Raw genomic sequence first — 6,992 nt, 5'->3', positions numbered from 1 at the left:
GCGGCGCCGCCGGACGGCGTGCCCGCGCCGGGCCCGCCGCCGGACGGCGTGCCCACGCCGGGCCCGCCGGCGGACGGGGTGCCCGCCCCGGACGGATCCGCGGGGCCGGCGGTCGGCTCCGGGGCGGTCGCGCCCGGGGGACGGTAGACCGGCGGTGGGGGCAGGTGCCGGCCGGCACCGTACCCACCGCCGGCCGGACCCTGCGGCTGGGGGGAGCCGACGCCGTCGGTCGCGCCGACACCGGGCCGGACGCCCTGGTCGGCGGCCCGGGGAAGCTGGGCCTCCGGCACCGGAACGCGGCCGGTCGCCCCGCCACCGCCCGGTCTGCCGGTCCGTCGCCCGTCGGCGCTGTCCGGGCGGTAGTGTGAATCTTCCCTCCCCACGGCCCCCTCCTCCCCAGCGCAAAATCGGCTTGGGTGACACTACTTCGGTCCGAAGACTATGCGGCGGCCGGAGCCGACGGGTGGGCATTCATCCGACCGGAGCGCCACTGGTTCCGTCAGCCAGCGTGGGCAACGAGGGAGCGTGAGATGGATTTCGACGTCACGGTTGAGATCCCCAAGGGTCACCGCAACAAGTACGAGGTGGACCACGTGACCGGTCGGATCAGGCTCGACCGTACGCTCTTCACGTCCACGCAGTACCCGGCCGACTACGGGTTCATCGAGGGCACCCTGGGCGAGGACGGCGATCCGCTGGACGCGCTGGTGCTGGTGCCCGAGCCGACCTTCCCCGGTTGCCTGATCCGGTGCCGCACCATCGGCATGTTCCGGATGACCGACGAGAAGGGCGGCGACGACAAGGTCCTCTGCGTGCCCTACGAGGATCCGCGCCAGGAGCACCTGCGCGACATCCACCACCTCGGCGAGTTCGACCGGCTGGAGATCCAGCACTTCTTCGAGGTGTACAAGGACCTGGAGCCCGGCAAGTCCGTCGAGGGGGCGACCTGGGTGGGGCGCATCGAGGCCGAGGCCGAGATCGTCGCCTCGTACCGGCGTCACCAGGAGGCCGAGGCGCGCGGGGAAGCCCCGCACTGACCCGGCCACCGGCCGGACCGTTCGCCGACCGCGCCCGTGGGCTGCTAACCCAGCAGCCCACGGGCGCGGTCGTACAGGCCCAGCACCGCGCAGGCCACCGGCACCACGGAGACCACCAGCGCGGTGTCGGTCAGGTCCGCGATCCGGCCGAGGTACGGCGACACCGGCCGCTGGGCGTACGTGCTGCCCGCCGCCACCGTCACCAGCGCCAGGACCAGCCCGGCGACGGTCAGCACGGCCAACCCGGTCGGGCCGGCCCGGTCGACCAGCACCAGTCCCGCGACGGCGAACCCGGCCAACCCGGCGGCGACGGGCGGCACCCGGTGCCGCAGCGCCACGAAGAGCCGGGCGCGCAGCAGCAGCACCGCCGACCCGACCGCCACCAGCACCAGCCCGGCGGTACCGCCCAGCGCCCCCAGGACGACCGTCGCGGCGACCGCCAGGACGGCGTGCCCGAGCAGCAGGCCGGTCAGCATCTCCTCGGTGCGGGCCACCGCCGCGTGCACCCGGGACCGGTCCGGCAGTTCGCGCGCCCGGTCCGGCCCGCCGTCCCCACCGGCCGGCAGGGTCACCGGGGGCAGCGGCAGCTTGCCGAACCGGATGGCCAGCAACGGCACCGCCCCCACCGTGAGGACCAGGACGCAGAGCAGCACCGCCGCCGTCGCCGTCGGGGCGAGGACGAGCCCGCCGAGCGCGGCGAGCGCACCGACCAGACCGACCGTGGTACCGGCGACGAAGACCCGCAGCCGGGCGGCCACACCGAGCAGGCCGAGCACCGCGACCAGCAGCAGCGCCACCGTACCGGCGAGCAGTTCGGGGGCGCCCAGCCAGCGCAGTGCCGGCACCGGGCCGACCGGGTCGCCGGTGGCGACCGCCACGGCACCGGCGGCGAAGGCGTAGGGCAGCGCGTACCCACCGAGGGTGGCGCCGACCGGGCCGTCCCCGTACGCCCGGGAGGCCACCGTGCCGGCGAGGGTGAGCAGCAGCGCCACCACCACGGCGAACGGCCAGCCGCCGCCCTGTCCGGTCAGTACGGCGGCCAGCCCGACGGCGAGCGGCACCCCGGCGCCGGCCAGGGCGGCGGCCCGGGTGGCCGTCGGCGCCCAGGCGCTGCCCCGCCGGCGGGCCCCGTCGGCGATCGCCTCCACCACGTCGTCGTACTCCAGCTCGGGCCACTGCGCGCGGGCCGGCACCAGGTGCAGCACCTCGCCGTCGCGTACCCCCTGCGGTAACAGCGCCTGAGCGGTGTGCAGCACGACGCCGTCGGTCCGCCGCAGCACCCAGCCGCCGTGCCGCTCGCCGTCGTCGGCGAGCCCCTCCCCGGCATGCCGGAGCACCTCCGGCAGCAGCTCGGCCAGGGGAACCTGCTCCGGCAGGGCGACGTCCACCCGGCGCTGCGGCGCGCTGATGGTGACCCGGGCCAGGCCGATTGACATCGACTCATCTCCATATCGAGCGGGAGTGGTGGCTGCGCGGACGACAGGACTTTACCTACGATGAGCCAGGCTCGGGTTACCGAGCGCTGTGGGGGAGGGTGTGTGTCCACTGTCGTGATCAAGCGGCCACCCCGGCGGCCGGCACCCGAGATCCCGGTCGGGGAGCTGCCCGTGGACGGGCCGCCGGAGATCCCGGCCAGCACCGGCGGACGCTGGCAGCAGCTGCTGATGGTGCTGCCGATGGTGGGTGGCACGGTCGCGATGGCGATGATGTTCGGCCGGGGCGGTGGGGCCTACTCCTACGTGGTCGGGGGCATGTTCGGGCTTTCCTCGGTGGCGATGCTGGCCACCTCCTGGGGCGCCGCCTCGGGGTCGCCGAAGAAGTCGGAGATGATGGCCGCCCGCCGGGAGTATCTGCGCCACCTCGCCGCCCTGCGCCGTCGGGTGCGGCAGACCGCCGGGCAGCAGCGGGCCGGCCTCTACTACCGGCACCCCGACCCGGGTCACCTCTGGTCGACGGTGGAGAGCCACCGGGTCTGGGAACGCCGCCCCACCGACCCCGACTTCGCGGTGGTCCGGGTCGCGGTCGGCCCCCAGACGCTGGCCACCCCGCTGGTGCCGCCGGTCACCCGCCCCCTGGAGGAGCTGGAGCCGATGACCGCCGGCGCGCTGCGCCGGTTCCTCGACGTGTACTCGGTGGTGCCCGACCTGCCAGTGGCGCTCTCGCTGCGCAGCTTCGCCCGGGTCTTCGTCCGGGACGCGGCGGGCGGCGGGCGGGGCGACGCCGTCGTGCCGGGTTCGACCGCCGGGCTGGACGCGCGGGCCGCCGGGGTGACCGGCGCGCAGGCGCTGACCCGGGCGATGCTCACCCAGCTCGCCGTCTTCCACGCCCCGGACGAGCTGCTCGTCGCGGTCTGCGCCGGCCCGGAGCGCCGGGCCGCCTGGGAGTGGGTCAAGTGGCTGCCCCACGCCCACCACCCCGCCCGCACCGACGCCCTCGGCCCGGTGCGCCTGGTCGCCAGCTCCGCCGCCGAGCTGGAACGCCTCCTCGACGAGGTGCTGGCGGCCCGGCCCCGGTTCAGCCCGACCGGCCCGGCCACCGACGGCCCGCACGTGGTGGTCGTGCTCGACGGCGCCGACCTGACCGGGGCCACCGAGCTGACCGGGGACGGGGGCATCGACGCGGTCACCGTCCTCGACCTGGACACCCCGCCGCCCCGGCTGCTCGACCGGTTCGCGCTGCTGCTGGAGATCCGCGACGGCCGGCTGCACTCGCACTCCGCCGACGGGCACGCCGAGGTCGGCACCGCCGACCGACTGGCGGTCGCCGACGCCGAGGCGGTCGCCCGGCGGCTCGCGCCGCTGCGGCTGGCCACCCCGGCCCGGGGTCCCGACGCCGCTCCCGGCGCCGAGCTGGGCCTGCCCGAACTGCTCGGCATCGGCGACCCGGAGAACTTCACCGCCGAGCAGGGCTGGGCGCCCCGGTCGGCGCGGGACCGGCTACGGGTGCCGATCGGGGTGGGCACCGACGGCGGCGCGATCGAACTCGACCTCAAGGAGTCCGCGCAGGACGGCATGGGGCCGCACGGGCTGCTGATCGGGGCGACCGGCTCGGGCAAGTCCGAGCTGCTCCGGACGCTGGTCCTCGGGCTGGCCGCCACGCACAGCTCCGAGCAGCTCAACGTCGTCCTGGTCGACTTCAAGGGCGGCGCGACCTTCGCCTCCTTCGACCGGCTGCCGCACACCGCCGCTGTGATCACCAACCTGGCGGACGCGTTGCCCCTGGTGGACCGGATGGTCGACGCGATCAACGGCGAGCTGGTCCGCCGGCAGGAGCTGCTGCGCCGGGCCGGGAACTTCGCCAGCCTGCGGGACTACGAGCGGGCCCGGTCCGCCGGCACCCCGCTGGCCCCGCTCCCCTCCCTGCTGCTGGTCTGCGACGAGTTCTCCGAGCTGCTGTCGGCCAAGCCCGACTTCATCGACCTGTTCGTGCAGATCGGCCGGCTGGGCCGGTCGTTGGGGGTGCACCTGCTGCTCGCCTCGCAACGGCTGGAGGAGGGGCGGCTGCGGGGGCTGGACACCCACCTGTCGTACCGGATCGGGTTGCGGACCTTCTCCGCGCTGGAGTCCCGGACGGTGCTCGGCGTGCCGGACGCGTACGAGCTGCCCCGCTCCCCCGGGCACGGGTACCTCCGCTTCGGCACCGAGCCGCTGGTCCGGTTCCGGGCCGCGTACGTCTCCGGGCCGGCCCGGCGCCGGGGTGCGGCCACGGCCACCGGGGCCACCGGCGCGCCCCGGCTGCTCACCTTCTCCACGCACCACGTGCCGCTGCCCGAGCCGGCCGTCCCGGCCCCGGCCGCCACCGAGGAGGCGGGGGCGGAGAGTCTGCTCGACGTGCTGGTCGACCGGCTGGCCGGGCAGGGCCCTCCGGCGCACCAGGTGTGGCTGCCGCCGCTCGGTGACCCGCCCGCCCTGGACGACCTGCTCGGCCCGGTCGGCACCGACCCGGCCCGGGGCGTCACCGTCGGCAACCCCGAGCTGCAGGGTGCCCTCCAAGTGCCGGTGGCCGTCGTGGACAAGCCGTACGAGCAGCGCCGCGACCTGCTCTGGCTGTCGCTGGAGGGCGCGGCGGGGCACGTCGCGGTGGTGGGCGCGCCGCAGAGCGGCAAGTCGAACCTGCTCCGGACGCTGGTCTGCGCGCTGGCGCTGACCCACACCCCGACCGAGGCGCAGGTGTACTGCCTCGACTTCGGCGGCGGCGGGCTGGCGGCGCTGCGGGACCTGCCGCACGTCGGCGGGGTCACCGGCCGCTCCGACCCGACCGCCGTGCGGCGGACCGTCGGCGAGGTCGTCACGGTGCTGGCCGACCGGGAGCACCGCTTCGCCGAGCTGGGTGTCGAGTCGATGGCCGCGTACCGGCGGCGGCGGGCCGCCCTGGCCACGACCGGCCAGCCGGTGACCGACCCGTTCGGCGACGTGTTCCTGGTGGTCGACGGGTGGGCCACCCTGCGGGGCGAGTACGACGACCTGGAGCCACTGATCACCGACCTGGCCACCCGGGGCCTGTCGTACGGGGTGCACGTGGTCGCCAGCGCCGTCCGGTGGACCGACTTCCGCCCGGCGATCCGGGACCTCTTCGGTTCCCGGATCGAGTTGCGGCTCAACGACCCGTCGGACTCCATGGTGGCCCGGCGGGCGGCGGCCAACGTGCCGGAGGCGACGCCGGGTCGGGGGGTGACCGCCGGCAGCCTGCACTTCCTGACCGCGCTGCCCCGGCTGACCGGCCCCGGCTGGGAGACCGTCGACCTGGTCAAGGCGGTCGCCGACGGGTGGGCCGGTCCGCCCGCGCCCCCGGTCCGGCTGCTCCCGCCGGTGCTGCCCTACGCCGACCTGGACCTGACCGCGACGACGGGCCTGCGGCTGCCGGTGGGGATCGCCGAGGCGGACCTGCGGCCGGTGCTGCTCGACTTCGCCGCCGAGCCGCACTTCGTGGTCTTCGGTGACGCCGAGTGCGGCAAGTCGTCGTTCCTGCGCGCGTTGGCCACCTCGATCACCCGACGGTTCACCCCGGAACAGGCCCGGGTGATCCTGGTGGACTACCGGCGCAGCCTGCTCGGCGCGATCGACGACCTGCCGCACCTGATCGGCTACGGCACCGCGGCGGCGCACACCACCGACCTGGTCGAGTCCTCGGCCGGGTACCTCCAGCAGCGCATCCCCGGCCCGGAGGTCACCCCGACGCAGCTACGGGAGCGGTCCTGGTGGTCCGGGCCGGAGCTGTTCGTGCTGGTGGACGACTACGACCTGGTGTCCAGCGGCCCGGCGAACCCGCTGCGGGCGCTGGAGGAGTTCCTGCCGCAGGCCCGGGACGTCGGCCTGCACCTGGTGCTGGCCCGCCGCTCCGGCGGCGCGGCGCGGGCCCAGTTCGAGCCGATCGTGCAACGGCTGCGGGAGCTCTCCACCGCCGGGCTGGTGATGACCGGCAGCCCGGACGAGGGTCCGCTGGTCGGCCCCGTCCGGCCCGGCCCGTTGCCGCCGGGCCGGGGTCGGCTGGTCACCCGCCGGGAGGGCGTACGGCTGGTGCAGCTCGCCCACCTGCCACCCCCGTGAGGCGGGGCGGGGCAGCCGGTGGGATCGTCGAGCCAGGACATCTGCGCGGTTCGCTCCGTGGCAGGCGGGGAATTCGGTAATCTCCGAGCATCATGTGTCTGTCGCGATGAATGGCTGAGGATGTGACTGGGACTCGGCACGGCTGCTCGACAGCGGCCCGACGACTGGCCGGCCGGGCGTTGCTCGGCGTCACGGTGACCGCCGTCTCGGTCGCCGGCCCGGCCTCCCCCGCCCTGGCCACCACTCCCCTTCCGGCCACCGCGCCCGCCCTGACCGCCGTCCCCGCCCTGGCAAGCTCGGCCGACAGCGCCACCTCGACAGACCGGGCCACCTCGACAGACAGGGCCACCTCGGCCGACAGCACCAGCTCGGCCGACAGCGCCAGCTTGGCGGTCCGCGCCGCGCCGGC

At 75.7% G+C, this 6,992-nt stretch carries 3 protein-coding genes and 1 pseudogene; 2 read left to right on the top strand and 2 right to left on the bottom strand.

The window, feature by feature from the left end; all coding sequences use genetic code 11:
- Positions 1-383: pseudogene (locus AWW66_RS34865) on the bottom strand (D-alanyl-D-alanine carboxypeptidase/D-alanyl-D-alanine endopeptidase); the annotation flags it as partial.
- 147 nt (positions 384-530) lie between these two features.
- On the opposite strand from AWW66_RS34865, the gene AWW66_RS15495 reads away from it, so the two are divergent.
- Positions 531-1,037, top strand: a complete 507-nt coding sequence (locus AWW66_RS15495) for an inorganic diphosphatase (RefSeq protein ID WP_067366206.1) — start codon at positions 531-533, stop codon at positions 1,035-1,037.
- Positions 1,038-1,081: 44 nt separating this feature from the next.
- On the opposite strand, the gene eccD is transcribed toward AWW66_RS15495, so the two are convergent.
- Entirely contained in the window at positions 1,082-2,473 is a 1,392-nt protein-coding gene (eccD, locus tag AWW66_RS15490) for a type VII secretion integral membrane protein EccD (RefSeq protein ID WP_067366204.1), read from the bottom strand.
- Positions 2,474-2,575: 102 nt separating this feature from the next.
- Here eccD and eccCa point away from each other — a divergent pair, with 102 nt between their 5' ends.
- On the top strand, positions 2,576-6,583 hold the full coding sequence (gene eccCa, locus AWW66_RS15485) for a type VII secretion protein EccCa (protein WP_067366201.1): 4,008 nt from the start codon (positions 2,576-2,578) through the stop codon (positions 6,581-6,583).
- Positions 6,584-6,992: the final 409 nt, after the last annotated feature.

The organism is Micromonospora rosaria (genome assembly GCF_001567585.1).
Lineage (GTDB): Bacteria > Actinomycetota > Actinomycetes > Mycobacteriales > Micromonosporaceae > Micromonospora > Micromonospora rosaria.
The sequence above is the reverse complement of the archived record's forward strand: the minus strand, read 5'-3'. Positions and strand labels throughout refer to the sequence as shown.

Bases quoted from the DNA above. Each gene is read 5' to 3' on its own strand.
- AWW66_RS15495 (WP_067366206.1), top strand. From the start codon at position 531: ATGGATTTCGACGTCACGGTTGAGATCCCCAAGGGTCACCGCAACAAG.
- eccD (WP_067366204.1), bottom strand. From the start codon at position 2,473: ATGTCAATCGGCCTGGCCCGGGTCACCATCAGCGCGCCGCAGCGCCGG.